Genomic DNA, 24,329 nt, shown 5'->3' on the forward strand with positions numbered 1-24,329 from the left:
CCTATGTCACGCCTTTCACGAGCACATCGTACATCGCGTCGGAACACCCAAGCCTGTTGGAGGTGGTGCGCGCCTTCGCGCGCACGATGTTCGCCAACGGCCCCTCGGGCGATGTATCGAAATGCGCGTTCTGGCCGATGATGCTGAAGGCATAGACGAAGTGGCCTGTGTGATCGAAAACAGGCGCCGCAATCGCGCTGACGCCAGGCGCCAAACCATCGATCGACCAGCCGACGCCATGACGACGCGTCCGCGCGATCAACGCCTCAATCTCCGGATCACTGAGTGGAAACGCCTCGCGTTCTTTCTCAACCAGCAACCGTGTCGTCTCGCGCGGCAGATAAGCTAAAAAGACGTGGCCCGTCGCTGTTCGCAACAGCGCAAAAATCGAACCGAGACGGGTGGTGAGGAACACGGAGCCCGGGTTTGAACTGGGTTCCGCCGCCCCAACGGTAGGGCCGCCGCTGCCCCAGACGACGAAATGAGCCGTGTGATCGGTCTCATGGCGCAAGTCGATCATCGCCGCCCGGCCGACCCCATCCTTGTCGAGCATGCCCAAGGCCGTCAGGCCAAGACTAACGGCCAATTGGCCCAGGCCGTAACGGCCGGTTTGCTCGTCCTGCTCAACCAGGCCCGCGCGAATGAGGCTGACCAGATAGCGATGCGCCTTTGGCGGCGCAAAGCCGATGGCTGCGGCGATCGCTTTCAGATTCAAAGGTGTCCCTGCTTCGATCAGGGGGCCAAGGAGCTGCAGCCCCACGTCCATGGCCTGCACGCCAATCGATCCACCTGCCGGTCGTCCCGTCGATCTTGACATCTCGCCTCATTTTTTATGTAATACGTAATTAATTACGCATTACGTAATAAATAGCAAGACCCGCTGGTGGGCTCGAAGGATTTAGACAGGCGAGGGCGAGTTGCAGATCCAACACGATCACCGCGCGTCCCAAGCTGCTCACCGGCCTGACACCGCCGTGGGTGACCTGCACGGGCATTCCATCTCGCTTCACGGGAGACGATTGTGAGCGATAAAATCAACGCGCCATTTCTGAGAAACGCTTGGTATCAAGCCGGTTGGGTGCACGAGCTGAAGAACGGCATGCTCGCGCGCACCCTCATGAACGAGCCGCTGCTGTTCTTTCGCGATGCCCGCGGCAAGATCGGCTGCGTCGAGGATCGCTGCTGCCATCGCGGCGCGCCGCTCTCACACGGCAAGATCGTCGAGAACGGCTTGCAATGCGGCTACCACGGCCTCGTCTTCGACGTGAACGGCATCTGCGTCGAAATCCCCGGCCAAGACAACATTCCGCCGATGGCGAAAGTGAAGTCACGTCCGGTCGTCGAACGGCAGGAGTTCATCTGGGTCTGGATGGGCGATCCGATGCTCGCCGATGAAGCTAAGATCGTCGACTGGCCCTATCACGAGGGATACCCGCACCGCACAGACCTGATGCCGCTGAAGATCAATTATATGATGATGGTCGACAATCTGATGGACCTCACCCATCTCGGCTACCTGCATATCAACACCATCGGCAGCAATGATCCCAAGGCCCATGTCAACGCCAAGATGGAAACCACACGCACCGAGACCGGTGTCCGCTTTACCCGCTTGATGCCCAACCTGGCGCCAACGCCGACTTATGTGCAAGGCATTGGCCGCACCGGCAATGTCGATCGCTGGCAAGAGTTCGAATATATCGTGCCCAGCAGCGTCAAACAGTGGACCGGCGCGCATGAAGTCGGCCGCGCCATCGAGAGCCCTCAGCACGCCGAGTTCCAGATTTGGCTCTACCACGGCATCACGCCGGAAACGGCCAACAGCTCGTATTACTTCTGGTCAGTCGCGCACAATTACCAGCCTGACGATCCCGCGGTGACCGATGAGCTCTATCGCCAAACGGCGAAAGTCTTTGACGAAGACGCGGCGATCATGGAAGCGCAGCAGCAGCGCCTCGATGCCGATCCGGATCGGCCCCTGCTACCGATCAAGGCCGACAATGCCCTGACCCAGGCGCGCCGCGCTTTCCAGAAGGTGCTCGACGAGGAGCGCGCCCTGATGCCGCAGGCAGCGGAATAAGATCGCTTCGTTGAAAATGAAAAGGGCGCCGCGTGGCGCCCTTTCTTCTACTTCGCCGCGACGAGTTCGAGACCCAGCGCGCGGCGCACGCCCGCCGCATAGTCGGGATGAACTTTCTCGAAATGGGCGAGCTGGCGCTCGACGATCTCTCGCGGCACGCCGCCCATCGAGCCGGCGATATTGGCGAACAGTCGTTGTTTCTGCTCAGCATTAAACAGTTCAAACAGGGCGCGCGGCTGGCGATAGTCGTCATTGCCGTCGCGATGGTTCCAGCGATCGGCATCGCCGGAAATGCGCAGCGGCGGCTCCTTCACCGACGGATCCTCGACCGGGCCGTCGAAGGAGTTGGGCTCGTAATAGGCATCGGGATTGCCGCTGTCGTTCTTGAAGAAACGCATCGCACCGTCCTTGTTGTAGTTATGGACGGGCGTGCGCGGCGCGTTGACCGGCAAGGCTTCATAATGCGTGCCGAGGCGATAGCGATGCGCATCGGCATAGGAGAAGACGCGCGCCTGCAGCATCTTGTCCGGTGAGAAGCCGATGCCGGGCACGACATTCGACGGCGAGAAGGCCGCCTGTTCGATCTCGGCGAAATAGTTCTCGGCATTGCGATTCAATTCCATCACGCCGACATCGATCAGCGGATAGTCGCCATGCGGCCAGACCTTGGTGAGGTCGAAGGGATTGTACCAATGCTTGTCGGCATCGAGTTCCGGCATGACCTGGATCTTGACGTCCCAGGACGGAAACTCGCCACGCTCGATCGTACCGAACAGATGTTCCTGATAGGTCTCGCGCGATTGGCCGATAATCCGGGCTGCTTCCGCATTGGTATAGTGGCGGTGGCCCTGACGCGTCTTGAAATGGAATTTGATCCAGAACCGCTCGCCGTCCTTGTTCCAGAACGAATAGGTGTGCGAGCCGTAGCCGTTCATGAACATCGGCGCGACCGGCAGGCCGCGATCGGAGAACAGGGTCGTCACCTGATGCAGGCTTTCGGGCGACAGCGACCAGAAGTCCCACATGGCGGTCGGCGACCGCATATTGGTGCGCGGATGGCGCTTCTGCGTGTGGATGAAGTCGGGGAATTTCAGCGGATCGCGGACGAAGAAGACCGGCGTGTTGTTGCCGACCAGATCCCAATTGCCTTCTTCCGTGTAGAATTTCAGCGCGAAGCCGCGCACATCGCGCTCGGCATCGGCGGCGCCCTGTTCGCCGGCAACCGTCGAGAAGCGCGCCAGCATGTCGGTTTTCTTGCCGACCTCGGAGAAAACCTTGGCGCGGGTGTATTTCGAGATGTCGTTGGTGATGGTGAACGTGCCGAAAGCGCCCCAGCCCTTGGCGTGGACGACGCGCTCGGGGATGCGCTCGCGGTTCTGGTGGGCAAGTTTCTCCACCAGCTGCCAATCCTGCATCAGCACGGGGCCGCTGGGACCGGCGGTGAGCGAATTCTGATTGTCAGCCACGGGCGCGCCAGCGGTCGTGGTCAGTTTTTTCTTGGACATTGTTCTGCCTTTTCAGAGCTTGGCGCGAGAATGGCCTAGGAATTGGTATATATCTAATCGATTGATTGGTCTATTTTGATAGATGAAACCAATCAATTCGCGGTGATGCCCAAGCTCCGGATGGCAGCGGGTATGGTGTCATATTCCTTGCGCCACTGGGCGGCAAATTCCTCAGGCGCATTGCCGACACGCTCAAAAGCGATGGCGACGAGAAAATCCTGCACGTCCTTGCGTTCGAGCGAAATCTTGGCGGCGGCGACGAGTTTGTCGACGGCGGCGCGCGGCGTGCCAGCGGGCGCCACGAGACCCGACCACAGCGGCGTGGTCAGCAGCACGTCGTTGAAGCCGGATTCGGAGAAGGTCGGCACGTCGCTCAGCAGGCCACGATCCTCGCCGAGCTGGGCGATCAGCTTGATCTTGCCTTCCTTGATATATTGCATGGCCGCCGCCGCGCCGAAGGTGACGCCGATCTGGCCGCTCAGCAATTCCTGGATCGCCTGCGGGCTGCCACGATAATTGACGTTGACGAAGTTCGCGCCAGTGCGTCGCCCCAGCGCCTCCATGATGATATGGGGAAAGGAGCCGACACCGAACGAGCCATAGGACATGCCGTTCGGCATCGCCTTCGCCTCATCGATCAATTCACGCAAGGTGCGCGCCTTGATATGAGGCCCGGCGATCATCGCCGCCTTGCTCTGAGTGAGCTTGGTGACGAAGGTGAAATCCTTCGCCGGATCATACGGCAAAGGGTCCATCAGCGCGACGAGCGAGACCAAGGGATCGTTCAGCGTCGCCAGAATGGTGTAGCCATCGGGCTTGGCTTTCGCGACTTCAGTGGTGCCGATGGTCGCGGCGGCGCCGGGACGATTCATCACCACGATGGTGGCGCCCAGCGGCCCTGTCATGCCCTCGGCGACCTTGCGAAAGGCGATGTCGGCTGGCGCGCCAGCGGCATAGGGCACCACCCAGGTGACCGGACGCGACGGATAGGCGTCCTGCGCCATCGCACCGCCTGCCGCGATGAAGAGTGCAGCGGCAGCGAGGAAACCTCGACGTTTCATTCTCAGTCCCCCGAAAGGCTTTTGTTGCGACGATAAATCCACCGACAGAGATCAAGCGATCGCCTTGATCGCCTTGCCGACCTTATCGATGATTTCGTCGATGTTGTTCTCGTTGAGCATCAACGGCGGCGACAGGACGATCGAATCCCCAGCGATGCGGATCAGCACGTCCTGGCGATGGAAGGTTTCGTCCATCGCTTCAAAACCGCGCTTGCCCGGTGCATCGGGCTTGGGCGCCAGATCGATGGCGCCAACAATGCCGATGGTGCGGATGTCGACGACATTGGGCAGGCCTTTCAGCGAATGCACCGCATCGGCCCATTTGTCCTCAAGGCGCTTGGCATTGCCGAACAGATCTTCCCTCTCATAGACGTCGAGTGTCGCCAGGCCGGCGGCGCAGGCCAATGGATGCGCCGAATAGGTGTAGCCGTGGAACAGTTCGACCGCATGTTCCGGGCCTTTCATGAAGGCCTCGTAGATGCCGCGCCGGACGATCACACCGCCCATCGGCACGGTGCCTGACGTGACGCCCTTGGCGAAACAGATCATGTCCGGCACGACGCCATAACGTTCGGCCGCGAACGGCGCGCTGAGACGGCCAAAGCCGGTGATGACTTCATCGAAGATCAGCAGAATGCCGTATTTATCGCAGATCTGCCGCAGCTTCTGCAGATAGCCCTTGGGCGCGGCCAGCACGCCGGTGGAGCCAGCCATCGGCTCAACAATGACGGCGGCGATGGTCGAGGCATCGTGCAATCCGACGATGTTCTCGAGTTCGTCGGCGAGATGGCCACCCCATTCCGGCTCGCCGCGCGAAAACGCCTGTTCGGTGCGATTGTAAGTGGCCGGCAGATGATCGACGGCCGGCAGGGCCGAGCCAAACATCTTGCGGTTCGGCACCATGCCGCCAACGGCGATGCCGCCGAAGCCGACGCCATGATAGCCGCGCACGCGGCCGATCAGGCGTTGGCGCGCGCCCTGGCCGCTGACATTTTGAAAAGCGATGGCGATCTTCAGCGCCGTGTCGACCGCTTCCGAGCCGGAATTGGTGAAGAAGACATGATCGAGATCAGCAGGCGCCATGGCGGCGACGCGCGTCGCCAGTTGGAAGGCTTTCGGATTGCCGAACTGGAACGGCGGCGAGAAATCCATCTCCGCCGCCTGGTCCTGGATCGCCTTGACGATGGGCTCGCGCGAATGGCCGGCGTTGACGCACCACAGGCCCGCAGCACCATCGATCAGCTTGCGACCATCGCCGGACCAGTAGTGCATGTCCTTGGCGCGCACCAACATGCGCGGCGCCTTCTTGAACGATCTGTTGGCCGTGAACGGCATCCAGAAAGCTTCAAGATCATTGGGTACGGTTGTCGCTGCACTCGTCATGACGCGCTCCCTAAAATTCTATCGCCGGTTTAGCACAGCCTGCACTCCGGCAGAACGGCAATGCCGCGGCGTTTCGCCCGCCGCGACATCAAGTCTCCATCAAGATTAAAGTCTTCGGCAAGGTAAAGACGAGATCATGCCTCGCTGATCGCCTCGCCTTCGATTTCGATCAGATAGTTCGGATTGGCCAGACGCGGCACGACGACGAAGGTGCTCGCCGGTTCATGGCCATTGAGCCGGCGCTGGCGAACTTCGCGAATGGCGCCGATTTCCTCCGGCACCGTCGTGTAAGTGACGATCTTGACGAGATCGGTCGGCTTCATGCCGGCGGCCTCGATCAGCGCATAGATATTGTCGAACACCTGTTCGGTTTGCGCCTTGATGCCCTCCTGCAAGGTGCCGTCGATTTTCGTGCCGACCTGACCGGACAGGATCAGCCGACGCGCGTTGGCGCCATGAATGACACCTTGGGAAAAGCCGGCGGTCGGCTTCATGACGGTCGGCGGATTGATGAATTTCGGCATGACGTTTCCTTGGCGTTCCCTGCAAAAATGGGTTTCGCTATTTACCGTGGATCGCCTGTTTTGTCCGCGCGATAATTTCCGGTGGCGAGGCATAGACCTTGCTGACAAGGGCCTGGACGTCAGCGCCGGGCACAGCATCGACATCGAGCCGGGCCTTGGCTGCTTCACCCTTGAAATCCGCATCGATCATCGTCTCGGCAAACGCCTTGCGCAGCGCCGCGACGCGCGGTGCCGGAACCTCCGGCGCCAGCACATAGGGACGGCCAAACCGCGACTGACTGAAGAACAGGGCGAGAATGGCCTTCTCGTCGTCGGTCTTGGCAAATGAGGCGGCGAGCGGAATGCCTTTGGCGTTCAATTCCGGATAACCCACCGCGTGGGTCTGCAAAATCACCTTCATGCGGCCGGTGTCGAACCAGCCGGGCTGTGTCACCGCGATCGACGGCCAGGCGAGGCCGCAGGCGCCTTGCGCTTCGCCGCGCTCGATGGCGAGCGAAATCTCACGGCTGCCCGGATAGCCCAGAACGATCTTGAACTTGCTCCCAAGCACCGTGTTCAACACCGCTGGATAGTCCGAGGTCGAACTCGAACCGCTCGCCGCGATAATCAGATCGTTCTTCAACACATCGGCGAAGGTCTGCACCGGCGAATCAGCGCGCGCGATGCAGATATAGACGTCGTCATTGGCGCTGCCGAGATAATGAAACTTGCTCGGATCATGCTTCACCGGCGTCAGGCCCAGAAGCGGCTCGAGAATGACGCCCGATTGGAATGCGCCAATCACCGTGCCATCCTTGGCCGCGACATTATAGAGATTGTTGGCGGCGACATTGCCGCCGGCCCCTGGCATATTGGCGACGATGAAGCCTGGATTGCCGGGCACGTGCTTGCCCATGTGGCGGGCGATCAGCCGGGCATAGGTATCGTAGCCGCCCCCTGCCGAAGACCCGACAATGATCTGGACACTTTTGCCCCGATAGAAATTCTCAACATCCTGTGTGGATTCTTGCGCCGCAGCAGTAAAGGTCGCGGCAGCCGTCAAGCCGCAGGCAAAAGCAATAGAATTGCGCCAGATCGCCAACTGAGCCTCCCTCTCATATTAGTTATGACCGTTGTAACGCCGAACCGGCGCTTGCGCCAGACGGGGGATTCTTGACACCGTCACATCGGGCCACTAGCGCCATATCATCATGAACTCTTCGCCCACCACGCCCACGCCCTCGTCCCACCCGCGCCTGCTGACGGGCATCGCCCCGATCGCCGCGTCCTATGACGTCATCCTCTCCGATATCTGGGGTGTCGTGCACAACGGGCGGGAACATTTCGCCGCCGCGGTCGACGCGTTGCGGCGCTTCCGCGCCGCCGGCAGCACGGTCATCCTGCTCACCAATGCGCCGCGGCCGTCACCGCCGGTGCTGCGGCAGCTCGAAGGCCTGCACGTGCCGCGCGATTGTTTCGATGACATCGTCACCTCGGGCGATGTGACCTTGAACTTCATCGCCGAACACGGGCTGAAGCCGCTGCATCACATCGGGCCGCCGCGCGATCTGGCGCTGTTCGACATTCTTGAACGCGATACCGGCGTGCGCCCGCCGCTGGTGCCGCTTGAGCAAGCCGCTTACGTGGTCTGCACCGGCCTGTTCGACGACGCCGAGCAGCCTTCCGATTATGACGCGCGGCTTGAGATCATGCGCCAGCACAAGGTGGAGATGATCTGCGCCAATCCTGACATTATCGTTCATGTCGGCGACCACGAAGTCTGGTGTTCAGGCGCGCTGGCGCAGCGCTACGAACAGAACTACGGCGGCAAGGTGCTGCAGGCCGGCAAGCCGTTCGCGCCGATCTACGAACGGGCGCTGCAATTGGCGCAGGTGAAACGCGACACGCCTATCGACCGCACGCGCGTTCTGGCCATTGGCGATGGCATCGGCACCGATGTCAAAGGCGCGCAAGGAGAAGGGCTCGATGTGATCTTCGTCACGTCCGGCATTCATCGTGACGACCTGCACAATGGCCAGCGGGATCCGCGCGGCCATGTTCCCGATCAGGCCGTGCTCGCGGCCCTGCTGCGTCAACATCAGGTCGAGCCGCTGGCCTCGATGAGCCAGTTGATCTGGTAAGCGGTGGAAAGCGCTTTGCCGTTTGACTTCGTCAAACGCCCAAGACGCGGCAAGATAGAGATCCCAGCGAAATTGCGTTTCTATCGAAACGCAATTTGCTCTAAGCGGCCTGCTTGCCGAAGACTTGATCGATCTTGGCCTTCAAGGTCACGGCATTGAACGGTTTGACGAGATAATTGCTGACGCCGGCCTTGCGTGCCGCGACGATGTTCTCGACCTTCGATTCCGCCGTCACCATGATGAACGGCGTTTCGGCATGGGCTTCGCTCTGGCGCATCTTGATCAGCAGATCGTAGCCGGTCATCGGCTCCATATTCCAATCGGAAATGACCAGCGCATATTGCTTGGCCGCCACCATTTCGAGCGCCGCCGCGCCATTGGGCGCATCATCGACATTCTCATAGCCAATCTGCTTGAGCAGATTGCGGACAATTTTCAGCATTGTCGCGTAATCGTCGACGATCAGGATCGGCGCAGAAGGGTCGAGCGTCATAAATGGTTCTCCGTCGCGGACGCGACCGGGGTCAAGATGGCACAGCCGTCCGGGTTCGGCACGACCATTTCGCGGAACCTAACCACCTAATATTACCTGACGATTAAAACGTGGACCGAGAAAACACCGTATTACCAGCAAGATGACAGAAATTTTCAGGGTTTGACGGGCACCCTCTCACAGCGCCAAATGGACCAGGGCAGCGGGGATTTTGGACGTGCCGGTCGAGATTGAATGGTTTTTCGTCGACGAGATCGACAATCTGGCGCCGGTGGCCGCGGGAAACGCCGCAACCGCTCGGGTTTTGGCCGTGGATCTCAGCGATCCCCGGGCCGCGCCGCTGTTACGGGCCGATTTGCTGCCGAGCGATCTCCACGACGAAAACCGCCCGGCCGCCGGCGACCGCCGCCATTTCCGCGCCCGCCGCGCGGCGCTGCGCACCTTCGTCGCACTGCATCTCGGCGTTACGGCCGAAACCATCGACATCGCCTATGACGCCGCCGGGGCGCCACGGGTGCGCAATCTGCGCCAAATCCCTTATATTTCAGTCTCGGCCCGTGGATCGCTGGCCCTGCTTGCGGTGTCCTCCAAGCCGATCGGGGTCGATTTCGAGCCCGAAACGACAACCGAACCAATTATCGACGTGTTGCACCCCCAGGAACGGGCAACCCTCGCCGGCTTGGACGGCGCCGCCCGCGACCGATTTTTCCTCGAAATCTGGACCGCCAAAGAGGCCTATCTGAAAGCCCTGGGCGACGGCCTCACCCGCGATCCAAGCAAAATCGCCATTTCTTTCACCACGGCGGGCCTCACGATCAGCGAAGCCAACACATCCGTCGCTCTGGCCGGCGGCGACATTAGGCGCCTCGATCTCAACGGTGCGGCCATCATCGCGTCGTGTATAGTCAGAGACGACTGAGCGCGACGCGTTCCAACGGCGTCCGCCTGCACAAGGGAGGAGAGGATGCCCGTTCTCACGGTCAATGGCCGCCGGCATGATCTGGCGATTTCCGATGATGCCCCGCTGCTCTACGTGCTGCGCAACGACCTGCAATTGAACGGGCCGAAGTTCGGCTGCGGCCTGGCGCAATGCGGCGCCTGCACCGTGCTGATCGACGGTGAACCGACGCGCTCCTGCATCACGCCCGTAGGCGCGGTGGCCGACCGTGCGATCACGACACTTGAGGGCCTCGGCACAGCGGAGAAGCCGCATCGTCTGCAACAGGCTTTTATCGACGAACAGGCGGCGCAGTGTGGCTACTGTTCAAACGGCATGATCATGCGCGCCAAGGCGCTGCTCGACGCCAAGCCCAATCCGAACGAAACCGACGTCAAACAAGCACTCGACGACAATCTCTGTCGCTGTGGGGCCCACCAACGCATCGTCCGCGCCGTGCTGCGCGCCGCACAGGGGGCCTGAGCCATGAACGCACCCTTTACCCCTTCACGCCGCGCTGTGCTGGCTGGCGGCGGATCATTGCTCGTCGCCTTCACCGTTCCCGCTGTCGCACAGACACCGAGCACCCCGCCGCGCGAACCAGCACGCTTGCCCGGCGATCTGCAAACCAATCGCCAACTGTCGATGTGGCTGCGCATCGAAGCCGGCGGCAAAGTGCGCCTGCTGGTCGGCAAGGTCGAAATCGGCCAGGGCGTTTTGACAGCAGTGCAACAAATCTGCGCCGACGAACTCTGCGTCGACTTCGATCGTATCGTCATCACATCGGGTGACACCGAGCTGGTGCCAAACGAAGGCGCCACCGCAGGCTCCCTGTCCATGCCCGGCTGCGGCACCGCCGTGCGCCATGCCGCCGCCGATGCGCGACAACTGCTCCTCAAACTGGCGGCTGAGAAATGGAGCGTCGATGCCGCCAAGCTCGATGTCGAGGACGGCACGATCAAGGGTGACGGCAAGGCGATCAGCTATTGGGAGCTGGTCAGCGGCCGCGAACTTGAGGTTGAAGCCACTGGGCAAGGACCGCTGCGGCCGCGCGACAAACGCCGCTACATCGGCAAAAGCCACCCGCGTATCGATCTGCCGGCCAAGATGACGGGACAAGCGATCTTCGTGCAGGATTTGCGCCCGCAAGGCATGGTGCATGGGCGCGTGGTGCGGCTGCCGGCCTATGGTGCAACGCTGCAATCGGTCGACACCGCCGCCGTCGAAAAGCTGCCCGGCGTGCTCAAAGTGGTGCGCGACGGCGCTTTCCTGGGTGTCATCGCCACGCGCGAAGAGCAAGCCATCACTGCCGCGGACGCCTTACGCGAGGCCGCGCGCTGGACCCTACTCAAGGGCCAGCCGACGTCCGAAACCATCTATGACTGGCTGCTGGCGCAAAAGCCGCAGGACATCACGATCAAGGATCAACCGCGCAAGGATCGACGCGCCGCGGCGACCGTGGTCGAGGCGGAATATCGGCGGCCCTATCAGATGCACGGTTCGATCGGCCCGTCCTGCGCGCTCGCCACCCTCGGCGCTGACGGGGTGATGATGATCCAGACCCACAGCCAATCGGTGTTCGAAACACGCAATGCCATCGCCATGATGCTGGGCATCGCCCCGCAGAAGGTGCGCTGCCAGCATGTGCAGGGCTCAGGATGCTACGGCCACAACGGCGCCGACGACGTGGCGGCGGATGCCGCACTCCTGGCGCGCGCCCTCCCCGGCCGCCCGGTGCGCGTGCAGTGGATGCGCCACGATGAGCACAAGTGGGAGCCCTATGGTTCGGCCATGCTGACCCGCGTCAAGGCCGGCCTCGACGGCGACGGCAATGTGCTCGACTGGGAGTATCAGCTCTGGTCGACCTCGCATCTGACGCGACCAAACAACAATGCCGGCAATCTGCTGGCAGGAGGGGTGGTGGCCAAGGCCTTTCCCCTCCCGACACCAGTGAACATCGGAGGGCCAAACTATGCGGCCGATCGCAACGCCATCCCCATGTATGAATTCCTCGGTCAGAAGGTGACGACGCATTTCATCACCTCGTTCGCGGCGCGCGCTTCGTCGACACGCGCGCTTGGCGCCTATGCCAATGTCTTCTCCATCGAAAGCTTCATGGATGAGCTGGCGCATCGCGCCAACGCCGATCCGGTCGAATATCGCCTGCGCAGCTTGAAGAACGAGCGGGCCCGCGCCGTATTGCAAAAGACGGCCGAGATGTTCGGCTGGTCGACGTGGCAGAAGCAGCCGAACCGTGGGCGCGGCATCGCCTATGCCATGTATAAGAATGTCGCGACCTATTGCGCCGTCGCCCTCGAGGTTGAAGTCGATCGCACGAGCGGCAAGATCAAAGTGCTGCGCGCGGTCTCAGCCAATGATGCTGGCGAGATCGTCTCTCCCGATGGGGTGAAGAACCAGATCGAGGGCGGCATCGTGCAATCGCTGTCCTGGTCGTTGAAGGAGGCGGTGCGTTTCGACGACAGCGGCGTCCTCAGCGAGGATTGGCTCAGCTATCCGATCCTCACCTTCAACGAGGTGCCGCGCATCGACATCGAACTGATCGACCGACCCGGCCTGCCGTTCCTGGGGGCGGGCGAGGCCGCCCAGGGGCCGACCGGCGCGGCGCTCGCCAATGCGGTGTTCGATGCGATCGGCGTGCGCTACCGCGAACTGCCGCTGACGCCGGAGCGGGTGAAACAGGCCCTGTAGCGTCGTTTTCCGGCCGGTTTTGGCGTCAGCGCCAGAATGGGCTACAGACGGCGCGCAATTCAAAGCAAATCGCGTTTCGATAGAAACGTGATTTTGCCTAGGTCTCTTGTTTTCGACGCGTCTTCATGGCGTTTGGCTACGCCAAACTGTGAAACGCTATGCCCTGATAGGTTCACCGTGCGCTATATTTCGACGCGGGGCGAAGCCCCCGCGCTTTCCTTCACCGACGCTCTGCTGGCCGGGCTCGCCCGTGACGGTGGCCTTTATGTTCCCGAGATGTTCCCGGCCCTGCCGCGCGAGACCATCGCCGGCTTTGCTGGCCAGCCCTATGCGCAGGTGGCGGAAACGGTGATCGGCCCGTTCGTCGGCGACGAAATCGCACCGACCGCCTTTCGGGCGATGCTCGACGATGCCTATGCGCAGTTCCGCCATCCGGCGGTGACACCGCTGACGCAGATCGGCGACAATCTCTTTATCCTCGAACTGTTCCATGGCCCGACGCTCGCCTTCAAGGACGTGGCGATGCAATTGCTCGGGCGCATGATGGACCATGCGCTGAAGGCGCGCGGCGAGCGCGCCACCATCGTCGGCGCCACGTCGGGCGACACGGGCGCCGCCGCAATCGAGGCGTTTCGCGGTCTCGATCAGGTCGACGTCTTCATTATGTATCCGCACGGCCGCGTCTCGGACATCCAGCGCAAGCAGATGACCACGATCGACGCGCCAAACATCCATACGATCGCGCTCGAAGGCACATTCGACGATTGCCAGTCGATCCTGAAAGGGCTGTTCAACAATCATGGCTTCCGCGACAGCATGAAACTGTCCGGCGTCAATTCGATCAACTGGGCCCGTGTCGTTGCCCAGACGGTTTATTATTTCACCAGCGCCGCCGTGCTTGGCGGCCCGCACCGGCCCGTGTCCTTCACCGTACCGACAGGCAATTTCGGCGACATTCTCGCCGGCTATATCGCCAAGCGCATGGGCCTGCCGGTGGACCGCCTGGTGGTCGCCACCAATGAGAACGACATTCTCGAACGCACGCTCGCCAATGGCACCTATGAAGTGCGCGGCGTGGTGCCGACTCAGTCGCCGTCGATGGACATTCAGGTGTCGTCGAATTTCGAGCGGCTGATGTTCGACGCCTGCGGCCGGGATGCTGCGACCGTGCGCGCCCTGATGGCCTCGCTGCAGCAATCGGGCCGATTCACGCTGCCGCAGGATGCGCTCGCCAAGATTCGCGCCGAGTTCGACGCCTTCCGCACCGGCGAAACTGGAACGGCCAATGAAATGAGCCGCGTCCACAGCGAATGCGGCCTGCTGATCGACCCGCACACCGCCGTCGGCGTCCATGCCGGCCGCAAGGCTTTGGCGAAAAACCCGTCGGTGCCGATGGTGGTGCTCGGCACCGCCCACCCGGCCAAATTCGGCGATGCGGTGAAAAAAGCGACCGGCTCGAGCGCGCCGTTGCCGCCGCATCTTGCGAAACTCGCCGAAGCGCGCGAACATTTCACCGTTCTGCCCAACGACCAGGGCGCCATTGAACGGTTTGTCCGCGAGCGCGCCCGCGCCGCCCGCCCCTAACCGACCGAGGCGCGCAGGGGGTTACGATGGCGCTGTTTCGGCTTGGGCCGGCAAATGAGCCGGCCAATTTCATCCGCGGCGAAGGGGTTTACCTGCGCCCGCCCGTGCAACAGGACTTCGGGCCCTGGGCGGAGCTGCGCGAGAAGAGCCGGACGTTTCTTGTCCCCTGGGAGCCGACCTGGCCGGTCGACGACCTGACCCGCTCGGCCTATCGGCGGCGCCTGCGGCGGCAGGCCGAGGAGATGGAACGGGACGAAGCTTTCCCGTTTTTCGTGTTCCGCGCCTCCGACCACGCGTTGCTGGGTGGCCTGACCTTAGGCCAGATCCGGCGCGGTGTGTCGCAGACCGGCACATTGGGCTATTGGATGGGCGAAGCCCATGCCGGCCAGGGCTATATGTCGCGCGCCGTGCGGGCGACCCTGGTCTGGGCCTTCGCCACGCTCAGGCTGCATCGTATCGAAGCCGCCTGCCTGCCGCACAATGACCGCTCGATCCGACTTTTGGAGCGCAGCGGTTTCAAGCGGGAGGGCTATGCCCGCGCCTATCTGCGGATTAACGGGGCGTGGCAGGATCATGTGCTCTTCGCCATTCTCGATAGCGATCCCCTGCCTGATGCCCCTGAAACAAAGATTGAAGCAAATGCCACAACCCGCTCAGGAAAACTTGCCCAGCTATTCGGCAAGGGGTACCAATCACACTAAAGACACCGTTCTGGGCCAATGCCACTAAGCCCTGGCCAGGGCAATCCTAGAATTCCTCGGCTGCGGCCGCGTTAACCACGACGGGCTCAATTGCGCCGGTTTCTTGTCCTTCTGCTGTTTGCGGTCACAACGCTCGTCGCCTCTGGCGCCGGAGCCGTTGAACCTATTCGCGTTCCCCTCGACTCCAAGGCCATCGACCTGACGCAACAGGTCGAGCACTATTCCGGCGAAGGCGACCGTCTGCAGGTGTCGACCGCGCCGGGTGCCGATGGCATCGTCCGACGCATCGAAGTCAGCGCCGCGCAACCAGGCACGCAACCGGCCTGGATCGTCTTCGCCTTCACCAACGACACCAACGAGCAGATCGAACGGCTGATCGTGGCGCCGCATTTCCGCCTCGCGGGTTCCGGCGTCATCTGGCCCGATCTCGGCGCCTCGCGCATCGCCGCCATCACCGCCAGCCAGGGCTTTCCGCCCGAGCGCGAAGACAGCGCCGACGCCGACGTTTTCCGCCTGACACTCGATCCGGGCAGCACCGTCACCTATGTCGCCGAGCTGCGCACGCCGAACCTGCCGCAAATCTATCTGTGGGAGCCGGACGCCTATAAAGACAAGGTGACGAGCCTGACGCTTTATAAAGGTATCGTCATTGGCATCGCCGGCCTGCTAGCGCTGTTTCTCACCATCGTTTTCGTCGTCAAGGGCGCGGTGATCTTCCCCGCCGCGGCGGCGCTGGCCTGGGCGGTGCTCGCCTATGTCTGCATCGATTTCGGCTTCTGGACCAAGCTTGTCGGCATCGTCGGCGATTCCGACCGGGTGTGGCGCGCCGGCGCCGAGACGGTTCTGGCGGCCACGCTGCTGGTGTTCCTCTTCGCCTATCTCAATCTCAGCCGCTGGCACGTGCGCGCATCCCACGTCACCGGCGTCTGGCTGTTGTTCCTGGCGGCGCTCGTCGGCCTTGCCGTTTATGACGCGCCGGTCGCCGCGGGTGTCGCGCGCATTTCGCTCGCCGCCATCGCCGTCGCCGGTTTCATCCTGGTCATCTACCTGTCGACGCTCGGCTCCGATCGCGCGATCATGCTGATCCCGACCTGGTTCCTGCTGCTCGTCTGGATGATTGCCGCCGGCTATACGGTGACCGGCTCGCTCGTTGGCGACCTCGTCTCGCCAGCGCTGATCGGCGGCCTCGTCCTGATCGTCATGCTGATCGGCTTCACCGTTTTGCAGATCGCTTTTGCTGGCGGCGGCATCGGCCACGGCAGCGTCTCCGACAGCGAGCGCCGCGCCCTGGCTTTGACTGGCTCCGGCGATATCGTTTTCGACTGGGACGTGGTGTCGGATCGCATCTATGCCAGCCCGGAACTGGAAGTGCTGCTCGGCCTCAAGCGCGGCGCGCTCGAAGGCCCGGCCGCCGGCTGGTTCGACGTGCTGCATCCCTTCGACCGCGACAAATACACCGCCTGTCTCGATGCCGTGCTGGAACAGCGGCGCGGCCGCATCAGCCTCGACTTCCGCCTGCGCGCCGTCGACGGTCATTACTCCTGGTTCCATCTGAAGGCGCGGCCCGTGGTCGGCGCCGACGGCGAAGTGATCCGCGTCATCGGTACGCTGGGCGACATCACCGAACCGAAGACCGCCGAGGAACGGCTGCTGCACGATGCCGTGCACGACAATCTGACCGGCCTGCCGAATCGGGAAATCTTCTTCGACCGTCTCGACACCGTTTTGACTCAGGCCCAAGTCGATCGCGAAATGCGCCCGACAGTGATCGCCATCGACATCGACCGGTTCCGCCAAGTCAACGAGGCGTTCGGCATCCCGGGCGGCGATTCCGTGCTGCTCACCATCGCCCGGCGCCTGACACGCCTGGTCAAGCCGCAGGACACCTTGGCGCGGCTGTCGAGCGACGAGTTCGGCATCATCCTGACCTCCGAGAAGGACAGCAACGCGATCATCCAGATCGCCGACAATCTGCGGCGCAATCTGTTGACGCCGGTGACGATCAGCGATCGCGAATTCGCCCTCACCGGCTCGATCGGCATCGCTCTGTTCGATCCGCAATTGCATCGCCGCCACGAAGACATGCTGAAGGACGCGCTGCTCGCCGCCGCCCATGCCAAGAAATTCGGCGGCAACCGCGTCGAATTCTTCCGCCCCGGCATGCGCTCGCAGCAGACCGACCGGCTGGCGCTCGAGACCGACCTGCGGCGAGCATTGGAACGCGGCGAGATCAAGATCGTCTTCCAGCCCATCGTGCGCCTGGAAGATCGCACCATCGCCGGTTTCGAGGCGCTGCTGCGTTGGGATCATCCGCGCTTTGGCCGCCTCAACCCGGCGGACTTCATCCCGATCGCTGAAGAAACCGGGCTGATCATCGATCTTGGCATTTTCGTGCTCGACCGGACGGCGCGCGAACTCGCCGCCTGGCAACGGGCGCTCGACGTGACGCCGCCGATTTTCGCCAGCGTCAACGTATCGTCACGACAATTGCTCAGACACGACCTTCTGAACGACGTGAAGGCCGTGCTGACTCGCTCAGGCGTGCATCGCGGCACCCTGAAGCTCGAACTGACCGAAAGCCTCGTGATGGAAAATCCCGAATACGCGGCGCAGATGCTGCAGCGGATTCGCGAACTCGGCGCCGGCCTGGCGCTCGACGATTTCGGCACCGGCCATTCGTCGCTCGCTTATCTGCAGCGCTTCCCCTTCGACACGATCAAGATCGACAAGAGCTTCGTGCGCCCCGATGCGCGCGGCGCGCGCCCGGTGCTGCTGCGCTCGGTGATCGCCATGGCGCACGATCTGGGCATGGAAGTCGTTGCCGAAGGCGCTGAGACCGAAAGCGATACGATCGAGCTCTACCAGCTCGGCTGTGAATTCGCCCAGGGCTATGCCTTCGGCCAGCCGATCAGCGCTCTGGATGCCCGCAAGCTCGTCGGCGCCCCGCCGGATGAACCGCTGGCGCGGGCCAGCTAGTCTCGCCAAATTTCCCGAGAACCGCTGGCCGCCGCACCCTCGCACGCTCCTCGAAAGCATTCAGCATATCGATGGCCCAGGACTCAGAGTCAGACACAGACACGACCAACGCGAAAGCGGACAAGGGAGGCAACGGCAATCGCTGGCTCGGCATCGCCGGCATGGCGGTCAGCCTGGCCATCCTGGGTTTCTCGGTTTACGTGGTGGCGCAGGTTCTGGCCCGTCTCGACTTCGGCCAGGTTGCCACGGCCATCCACGCCACATCGTGGACCCATATCGCCTTGGCGCTCGCCTTCGGCTGCGGCTCCTACCTGGCGCTCACCTTCTATGATTTTATCGGGCTCAAGCAATTGCGCGAGCCCGTGCCCTATCGTACCGCCGCGATGGGTTCGTTCTGCGCCTATTCGATGTCTTTCACCCTCGGCTTCCCGCTGCTGACGGGCAGCGCCGCACGCTATGCCATCTATTCGCGCGTCGGCGTCTCCGCCGGCAATGTCGCCCGTCTCGTCATGCTGTGCAGCTTGCAGTTCTGGCTCGGCATGAATGTTCTGGTCGGTCTCGCCCTGGTGCTGCGCGCGCCGCAGCTGGCCGAACTCGATAAACTGGCCGTCGGAATCAATATGGCGCTTGGCTGGGCGGTCCTTGGAGCCGTCGCGCTCTGGTGCCTCTATGTCGGCAGTGGCGCGCGCCGGCTGCACATCAAGAACGTCGCCCTTGAGCTGCCGGGCCTGAAACTGACGCTGGCGCAGATTGTCGTCAGCTGCTGCGATCTCCTGTGCGCCGGCTCCGCTCTTTATATGCTGCTGCCCGCAGGCCACGGTCTCGACTTCATCACCTATATCGCGGTCTATGTGTTCGCCGTCACGGCGGGGGCCGCCAGCAATGTGCCAGGCGGGATCGGGCCGTTCGAGGCCACCTTCCTGAAGGCGGTTCCAGGCGTTTCGGCCGAGGCACTGCTGGCCGGGCTGCTGCTGTTTCGCGTGGTCTATTATTTCGGCCCCTTCGTGATCGGTCTGCTGATCTTCGGAGCCCATGAAGTGCGGGCGCGCCTGCGCCTCTCAGGCTCCACCTAAGGTTAATTGGTTTGACGCGTCTTCATGGCGCTCGACGATTCCGTCGAGCTGTGAAACGCTTTGGGGACCAATCGCGATCACGCTGACGCAAACCCGTCACGTAGCTGACATAGACAGCGCTGGACCGCTGGATCTTGCGAAGCGAAGCGCTTCGCTCTACGCCTCACCGCAGCGGCATGTAGCGACAGGACGGGCATGAACGACGCCAAAACCCACGCCGAAGCCGACCATAGCCAGATCGTCACCGCCCTCATCGGTGCCCTGCCTGACCCGGTTCTGGTGGCTGACCGCAATCGCCGCATCATCGCCACCAACGGCGGCGCTCGGATTTTATTCACCAATGCGACCGTCGGCAGCGCCCTGACGCTCAGCGTGCGGGCGCCCGACATTCTCGATGCGGTGCACCGCATCCTCGATGGCGGCGACCGCGAATGCGTGCTGTGGAACGAGCCAGTGCCGGTGGAGCGCCTGTTCGAGGTCTACGTTTCAGCCTTTACCTTCGAGGGCTATCGCGCCGCCGTCATCGAATTCCGCGACCTGACCGAAGCGCGCCGGGTCGAGCGCATGCGCGTCGACTTCATCGCCAACGCCAGCCACGAACTGCGCACGCCGCTCGCCTCCCTGCTCGGTTTCATTGAGACCCTGCAGGGGCCGGCCAAGGAAGATACCGCAGCGCGCGAGCAGTTTCTCGGCATCATGCGCGACCAGGCGCGGCGCATGACCCGGCTGGTCGACGACCTCTTGTCGCTGTCGCGCATCGAACAGAACGAACACGTGCGGCCGCAGACGCCGGTCGATCTGGTCGCCATCGTGCGCCATGTCATCGACACCCTGGCGCCGGTCGCCAATGACGGCGGCGTCGAGCTGATCGTCGACACGCCAAAGACCGCGATGGTCGCCGGCGATCGCGACGAGCTGATCCGCGTAGCGGAAAACCTGGTCGAGAACGCCATCAAATACGGCGCCGGTGGCGCCTCGCCGCAGCGGGTCTCCGTCTCAGTGACCGAAAGCAGCGGCATGACGACGTTCGAAGTGCGCGACAATGGCCCCGGCATTCCGCCCGAGCACCTGCCGCGACTGACCGAACGCTTTTACCGGGTCGATGCGCCGACCAGCCGGGCCAAAGGCGGCACGGGCCTGGGCTTGGCAATTGTCAAACATATCGTATCCCGCCATCGCGGCCGGCTGTCGGTTGAGAGCACCCTTGGGGCTGGCAGCACGTTTCGCGTTACCCTCAAGAAATAATCATTTCTATCAATGACATACTATGTCATAATAGTGTCTTCTAATTGTCGCAAAAAGCCTATGCGGGCGCGTTAAGGAACTGCCAGGCCGATGACGGATACCTCGTCATGGCCCTGGAAATCCAAAACCAAACCCAAGAGGCGTTTCATGTACCTCAACAAATTTCTTGGCCTCGCGCTGGTCGCGGGCCTGACTGGGGCGGCATCTGTCGCCAACGCCGCCGACATCACCGGCGCCGGCGCGACCTTCCCTTTCCCTATCTATTCGAAGTGGGCTGACGCCTACAAGAAAGAGACCGGCAACGGCTTGAACTATCAGTCGATCGGCTCGGGCGCCGGCATCAAGCAGATCCAGGCCAAGACCGTGACCTTCGGCGCCACCGACGCGCCGCTGAAGAAGGAAGACCTCGACAAGTCCGGTCTCGTTCAATGGCCGATGGTGATGGGCGCGATCGTTCCGGTTGTGAACCTCGACGGCATCAAGCCGGGCGAAATCGTCCTCGACGGCAAGACCCTGGCCAACATCTATCTCGGCACCGTCAAGACCTGGGACGACGCCGCGATCAAGCAGCTGAACCCGAAGGTCAACCTGCCGAGCACCGCGATCACCGTGGTCCGTCGTTCGGACGGCTCGGGCACGACCTTCAACTTCACCGACTATCTCGCCAAGGCGAGCTCGGATTGGCAGACGAAGATCGGTTCCGGCCAGGCGGTCGAATGGCCGGTTGGCGTTGGCGCCCGTGGCAATGACGGCGTCGCCGGCAACGTGGCCCAGACGAAGAACTCCATCGGCTATGTCGAATATGCCTATGCCAAGCAGAACAAGCTGACCTACACCGGCATGGTCAACAAGGCCGGCAAGCATGTTCAGCCGACGATCGAAGCCTTCCAGGCTGCCGCTGCCAATGCCGATTGGGCGCATTCGCCGGGCTATTACCAGATCCTGACCGACCAGCCGGGCGACAAGTCGTGGCCGATCACCGCCGCGACCTTCATCCTGATGTACAAGGACCCGGCCGATAAGGCGGCTTCTTCCGAAGCGCTGAAGTTCTTCAGCTGGTCCTATGACAAGGGCGGCAAGATGGCCGAAGAACTCGACTACATTCCGATGCCGACCTCGGTTGTCGGTCTCGTCAAGAAGACCTGGGCCGACGAAATCAAGGCCAAGTGAATTAACGCTGGCGGGGCGGGTGCAACCCGCCTCGTCTCTCATTGGGGACATCCGTTCAGGCGTGGCGGCAAAAGTAACAAGGGGCGTACATGACGGACATGGCGTTAGAACCAGCACGAACAGCGGCCGAACCTGCATTTGATCGCGCCCGCGCGCTCAGTGCATTCAAATTAGGTGACCAGACTTTCTACTGGCTGACACGCGTTTCCGCGCTGTTCGTCCTGCTTATTCTCGGCGGCATCATCGTGTCGCTCATCATCGGTGCCTGGCCGGCGATCCGCGCCTTTGGCCTCGATTTCCTCTTCACGCAGCGCTGGGCGCCTTCGCTCCAGCCGCAACCGATCCTCGGCGCCCTGGGACCGATCTACGGCACCATCGTCACCTCGCTGATCGCCATGGCCATCGCGGTGCCCGTCGGCCTGGGCATCGCCATCTTCCTCACCGAACTCTGCCCGCCGGTGCTGCGCCAGCCGATCGCCGTCGCGATCGAACTGCTCGCCGGCATCCCCTCGATCATCTACGGCATGTGGGGCTTCTTCGTGCTCGGCCCCTTCCTCGCCGACCATTTCGAACCGGCCATCGTCTCCGCCTTCGCCAATGTGCCGGTCCTCAACACGATCTTCCAGGGACCCGCTTCCAATCTCAGCCTGTTCAACGCCTCGCTGGTGCTGTCGATCATGATCCTGCCGTTCATCACGGCGATCTCGCGCGACGTGTTCGCCACGGTGCCGCCGGTGCTGAAGGAAGCTGCTTACGGCGTCGGCTGCACGACCTGGGAAGTGGTGCGCAACGTGGTGCTGCCTTACACCCGCGTCGGTGTCATCGGCGGCGTCATGCTGGCGCTGGGCCGCGCGCTCGGCGAGACGATGGCGGTGACTTTCATCATCGGCAATTCGTTCAAGATCACCGGGTCGATCTTCGCCCCGGGCACGACGATCTCCGCCGCCATCGCCAGTGAATTCGCCGAAAGCGACGGTCTGCACCAGTCGGCCCTGATCCTGCTCGGCCTGTTGCTCTTCGTCCTGACCTTCTGCGTGCTCACGGCCGCCCGGCTGATGCTGCGCCGCCTCGAACGCAAAGCGGGAGTGTGACCGATGAACTCGATCTACGCCTCTCGCCGCCGCTTCGACAAAGTCATCAAGACGCTGTGCTATGCCGCCGCCATCTTCGGCGTCGGCTGGCTGTGCCTCATCCTCTATACGCTGCTGGTCAATGGACTGGTCGGCCTGCATCCGCGTGTCTTCACGCAGATGACGCCGCCGCCGGGCGCCCAAGACGGCGGCCTGCTCAATGCCATCGTCGGCTCGCTCATCATGACGAGCATCGGCGTTGCCATCGGCACGCCGCTTGGCCTCCTCGCTGGTACGTGGCTCGCTGAATATGGCCGCTACTCGCGGCTCACCAATGTGATCCGCTTCGTCAACGACATCCTGCTGAGCGCGCCCTCGATCATCATCGGCCTGTTCATCTACGGGGCGATCGTTGTGCCGATGGGTGGCTTCTCGGGCCTCGCCGGTTCCATCGCCTTGGCGGTGATCGTCATCCCCGTGGTGGTACGCACCACCGAGGACATGCTGAACCTGGTGCCAAATCAGCTCCGGGAAGCGGCTTCGGCGCTCGGCATGCCGCGCGCCTATGTGATCACGCGGGTGTCCTATTCGGCAGCCCGCGCCGGCCTCATCACCGGCGTGCTGTTGGCCACCGCCCGCGTCGCCGGCGAGACCGCGCCGCTCCTGTTCACGGCCCTGAGCAACCAGTTCTGGAGCGTGAACCTGACGACGACCATGGCCAACCTGCCCGTCACCATCAACAACTTCGTCAACAACCCAGATCCGAACTGGAAGCAGCTCGCCTGGACCGGCGCCCTGCTGATCACCACCGCGGTTCTGACCCTGAACATTGTTGCCCGCATCCTGGGCGCCGAAAGGAAGCCGAAATGAGTGAGAGTGCCACCGTTCTCAAGCCTGTCGACACGAATCCGGTGAACCGTCCCGCCGCGTCCGACATCAAGCTTTCGATCCGTAACCTCAACTTCTATTACGGAACGACAAAAGCCCTGAAGAACATCAACCTTGACCTGGAGACCAACAAGGTCACGGCTTTCATCGGCCCGTCGGGCTGCGGCAAGTCCACACTGCTGCGCATCCTCAACCGGATGTACGATCTCTATCCGAACCAGCGCGCCGAGGGCGATGTTCTGCTCGACGGGCAGAACGTTCTCGATCCCAAGCTCGACATCAATCTGCTGCGCGCCCGTGTCGGCATGGTGTTCCAGAAGCCGACGCCGTTTCCGATGACGATCTATGACAACATCGCCTTCGGCATCAAACTCTATGAGAAACTGCCGAAGAGCGAGCTCGACGGCCGGGTCGAGGCGGCGCTGCGCGGCTCCGCTTTGTGGGAAGAAGTGAAGAACAAGCTCAATGCCAGCGGGCTCAGCCTTTCGGGCGGCCAGCAGCAGCGCCTGTGCATCGCCCGCACCGTGGCCATCCGCCCGGAAGTGATCCTGTTCGACGAGCCCTGCTCGGCGCTCGATCCGATTTCGACCGCCAAGATCGAAGAGCTGATCGACGAGCTGAAGTCGCGCTACACGATCGCCATCGTCACGCACAACATGCAGCAAGCGGCCCGCTGCTCCGACAAAACAGCATTCATGTATCTCGGCGATCTGATCGAGTTCGACGAAACCTCGAAGATCTTCATGTCGCCGGAACAGAAGCAGACGCAGGATTACATCACTGGCCGCTTCGGCTGAGACAGGATTCCGG

21 protein-coding genes are annotated in these 24,329 nt (G+C 62.4%); 14 read left to right on the forward strand and 7 right to left on the reverse strand.

What is annotated here, in order from left to right; all coding sequences use genetic code 11:
* Position 1: 1 nt before the first annotated feature.
* Positions 2–817, reverse strand: coding sequence for an IclR family transcriptional regulator (locus BLW50_RS18440; protein ID WP_090705177.1), 816 nt, complete (start codon positions 815–817; stop codon positions 2–4).
* Positions 818–1,021: 204 nt separating this feature from the next.
* Here BLW50_RS18440 and BLW50_RS18445 point away from each other — a divergent pair, with 204 nt between their 5' ends.
* Positions 1,022–2,080: an aromatic ring-hydroxylating dioxygenase subunit alpha gene (locus BLW50_RS18445; RefSeq protein ID WP_090705179.1), complete on the forward strand. Its 1,059-nt coding sequence runs from the start codon at positions 1,022–1,024 to the stop codon at positions 2,078–2,080.
* Between the two features lie 47 nt (positions 2,081–2,127).
* Here BLW50_RS18445 and BLW50_RS18450 read toward each other — a convergent pair whose 3' ends face one another.
* The 5 genes from BLW50_RS18450 to BLW50_RS30415 form a co-directional block, all read right to left on the reverse strand.
* Positions 2,128–3,585, reverse strand: coding sequence for a catalase (locus tag BLW50_RS18450; protein ID WP_090705182.1), 1,458 nt, complete (start codon positions 3,583–3,585; stop codon positions 2,128–2,130).
* Positions 3,586–3,677: 92 nt separating this feature from the next.
* Positions 3,678–4,646 (reverse strand): Bug family tripartite tricarboxylate transporter substrate binding protein, encoded by a 969-nt coding sequence (locus BLW50_RS18455; RefSeq protein WP_090705184.1) that lies wholly within the window; start codon positions 4,644–4,646, stop codon positions 3,678–3,680.
* A 51-nt stretch (positions 4,647–4,697) separates the two neighbouring features.
* Entirely contained in the window at positions 4,698–6,029 is a 1,332-nt protein-coding gene (locus BLW50_RS18460; RefSeq protein WP_090705186.1) for an omega-aminotransferase AptA, read from the reverse strand.
* Positions 6,030–6,163: 134 nt separating this feature from the next.
* A complete protein-coding gene (locus BLW50_RS18465; RefSeq protein WP_170850233.1) occupies positions 6,164–6,553 on the reverse strand; it encodes a RidA family protein in 390 nt (129 codons plus the stop codon).
* Between the two features lie 37 nt (positions 6,554–6,590).
* Positions 6,591–7,634, reverse strand: a complete 1,044-nt coding sequence (locus BLW50_RS30415) for a Bug family tripartite tricarboxylate transporter substrate binding protein (protein WP_139267667.1) — start codon at positions 7,632–7,634, stop codon at positions 6,591–6,593.
* Positions 7,635–7,743: 109 nt separating this feature from the next.
* On the opposite strand from BLW50_RS30415, the gene BLW50_RS18470 reads away from it, so the two are divergent.
* Positions 7,744–8,673, forward strand: a complete 930-nt coding sequence (locus BLW50_RS18470) for a TIGR01459 family HAD-type hydrolase (RefSeq protein ID WP_090705190.1) — start codon at positions 7,744–7,746, stop codon at positions 8,671–8,673.
* A gap of 100 nt (positions 8,674–8,773) precedes the next feature.
* Here the strand turns inward: BLW50_RS18470 and BLW50_RS18475 are convergent, their stop codons facing one another.
* Positions 8,774–9,166: a response regulator gene (locus BLW50_RS18475; RefSeq protein WP_090705192.1), complete on the reverse strand. Its 393-nt coding sequence runs from the start codon at positions 9,164–9,166 to the stop codon at positions 8,774–8,776.
* Positions 9,167–9,383: 217 nt separating this feature from the next.
* Between BLW50_RS18475 and BLW50_RS18480 the strand changes: the two genes are divergently transcribed.
* From BLW50_RS18480 to pstB, 12 genes are all read left to right on the forward strand, one after another.
* Positions 9,384–10,085 carry a 4'-phosphopantetheinyl transferase family protein gene (locus BLW50_RS18480; RefSeq protein WP_170850234.1) on the forward strand — a complete coding sequence of 234 codons (702 nt, stop codon included), beginning with the start codon at positions 9,384–9,386 and terminating at the stop codon, positions 10,083–10,085.
* A 45-nt stretch (positions 10,086–10,130) separates the two neighbouring features.
* Positions 10,131–10,586 (forward strand): (2Fe-2S)-binding protein, encoded by a 456-nt coding sequence (locus tag BLW50_RS18485; RefSeq protein ID WP_090705196.1) that lies wholly within the window; start codon positions 10,131–10,133, stop codon positions 10,584–10,586.
* A gap of 3 nt (positions 10,587–10,589) precedes the next feature.
* On the forward strand, positions 10,590–12,812 hold the full coding sequence (locus BLW50_RS18490; RefSeq protein WP_090705198.1) for a xanthine dehydrogenase family protein molybdopterin-binding subunit: 2,223 nt from the start codon (positions 10,590–10,592) through the stop codon (positions 12,810–12,812).
* A 177-nt stretch (positions 12,813–12,989) separates the two neighbouring features.
* The gene (gene thrC / locus BLW50_RS18495) at positions 12,990–14,396 is read left to right on the forward strand and encodes a threonine synthase (protein WP_090705200.1); all 1,407 of its coding nucleotides are present in this window, start codon (positions 12,990–12,992) and stop codon (positions 14,394–14,396) included.
* 26 nt (positions 14,397–14,422) lie between these two features.
* Positions 14,423–15,097, forward strand: coding sequence for a GNAT family N-acetyltransferase (locus tag BLW50_RS18500; RefSeq protein ID WP_090705202.1), 675 nt, complete (start codon positions 14,423–14,425; stop codon positions 15,095–15,097).
* A gap of 90 nt (positions 15,098–15,187) precedes the next feature.
* The gene (locus BLW50_RS18505) at positions 15,188–18,073 is read left to right on the forward strand and encodes an EAL domain-containing protein (protein WP_090705204.1); all 2,886 of its coding nucleotides are present in this window, start codon (positions 15,188–15,190) and stop codon (positions 18,071–18,073) included.
* Between the two features lie 71 nt (positions 18,074–18,144).
* Positions 18,145–19,146 (forward strand): lysylphosphatidylglycerol synthase transmembrane domain-containing protein, encoded by a 1,002-nt coding sequence (locus BLW50_RS18510; protein ID WP_090705206.1) that lies wholly within the window; start codon positions 18,145–18,147, stop codon positions 19,144–19,146.
* A gap of 195 nt (positions 19,147–19,341) precedes the next feature.
* On the forward strand, positions 19,342–20,391 hold the full coding sequence (locus tag BLW50_RS18515) for an ATP-binding protein (protein ID WP_090705208.1): 1,050 nt from the start codon (positions 19,342–19,344) through the stop codon (positions 20,389–20,391).
* A 147-nt stretch (positions 20,392–20,538) separates the two neighbouring features.
* On the forward strand, positions 20,539–21,561 hold the full coding sequence (pstS, locus tag BLW50_RS18520; protein WP_090705210.1) for a phosphate ABC transporter substrate-binding protein PstS: 1,023 nt from the start codon (positions 20,539–20,541) through the stop codon (positions 21,559–21,561).
* An 89-nt stretch (positions 21,562–21,650) separates the two neighbouring features.
* Positions 21,651–22,652 (forward strand): phosphate ABC transporter permease subunit PstC, encoded by a 1,002-nt coding sequence (pstC, locus tag BLW50_RS18525; RefSeq protein WP_090705212.1) that lies wholly within the window; start codon positions 21,651–21,653, stop codon positions 22,650–22,652.
* 3 nt (positions 22,653–22,655) lie between these two features.
* Entirely contained in the window at positions 22,656–23,501 is an 846-nt protein-coding gene (pstA, locus tag BLW50_RS18530; protein ID WP_090705214.1) for a phosphate ABC transporter permease PstA, read from the forward strand.
* Positions 23,498–24,316 carry a phosphate ABC transporter ATP-binding protein PstB gene (gene pstB / locus BLW50_RS18535; RefSeq protein WP_090705216.1) on the forward strand — a complete coding sequence of 273 codons (819 nt, stop codon included), beginning with the start codon at positions 23,498–23,500 and terminating at the stop codon, positions 24,314–24,316. Before pstA ends, pstB begins: the two co-directional genes overlap by 4 nt.
* The last annotated feature ends 13 nt before the right edge of the window (positions 24,317–24,329 follow it).

Origin of the sequence: Beijerinckia sp. 28-YEA-48 (genome assembly GCF_900104955.1) — a bacterium.
Classification (GTDB): domain Bacteria; phylum Pseudomonadota; class Alphaproteobacteria; order Rhizobiales; family Beijerinckiaceae; genus Terripilifer.